Annotated in this window: 1 protein-coding gene; it reads left to right on the forward strand. The window is 42.1% G+C overall.

Annotated elements, in window-relative coordinates:
• Positions 1–1,172 (forward strand): ABC transporter substrate-binding protein (locus A3757_RS18315; RefSeq protein WP_197470127.1); only part of this gene is annotated, 1,172 nt, incomplete at both ends.

Here is a 1,172-nt window from a genome sequence, read left to right on the forward strand (position 1 = left end):
GGAAAATGGCTATTACCATGATGCCGGTTACAACGTCGAGATCAGAGCTGCCGGTCCTGATATAAACCCCATCACAGAAGTGCTTGAGGGTAAGGCTGATTATGGCATAGCCAATGCTGAGCTTGTGCTCTATCACCTGAACGGCAATCCTCTCGTCGCATTAGCAGCCATTATTCAACACTCGCCAATCGTATTGATGACTTTAAAGAAGAATAATCTGCTAACTCCACAAGACTTAATCGGTAAACGCGTGATGTACCCAGAGGGACATTACGGTTCAAATACGTTAGGACTGTTAAAGAAAGAAGGGATTAATGAGTCACAAATTGAGTCGGTGCCCTTATCCTACAATATTCAGGATTTAATCGATGAAAAAGTCGATGCAATGGTTGGTTATATAACCGATCAACCCTTCCAGCTGAGACAAAGAGGTGTCGAATACAACCTTATAGACCCTCGTGTTTACGGAATAGACTATTACGGAGACGTGTTATTTAGCACAGAGTCTAAAGTTGATGAGCATAGCGATGAAGTGAAAGCCATTAGAAAAGCCAGTATTGACGGCTGGCGTTACGCTATTGAGAATCCAGATGAGCTTATTGAGCTCATCAAGAATAAGTATCAATCAGAACTCAGCATTGAAGAACTCCGCCATGAAGCTCAGGAGACCATTCGTCTAATCGTTCCCAAACTGGTGGATCTGGGACACATGAACCCAGGAAGGTGGCAGCACATCGCTGACTCGTTTACCGATCTTGGCATGAGCACTGGCGAATTGAACCACGAGCGTTTCATTTACTCTCCTGAACTAAATGAAGCCAGCCAACTGACGCGTCAGGTACTCCAAGTTTCCAGTATTATATTTGTTATTGGCGCAGCCTTTATTTCAATCTTATTCTATGTCAATAAAAACCTGAAACGCGCTGTTAGTGAGAAAACAATGTATCTCACCAAGGCTAATCGGGAATTAATTGTTTATACTAAACAATTAAAAGACAAAGAGGATGAGCTGCATACGCTCAACACTGAGCTTGAGAAACGAATAATTTCCAGAACAGAAACCATCAACAAAATAAACTACGAACTTACGGAAGAAATAAATCAGCGTAAAAAGCGTGAAGTATCACTGCAACTCTTATCCCAAGCGATTGAGAGTAGTGATAGTACAGTAT

Source organism: Oleiphilus sp. HI0117 (genome assembly GCF_001635235.1).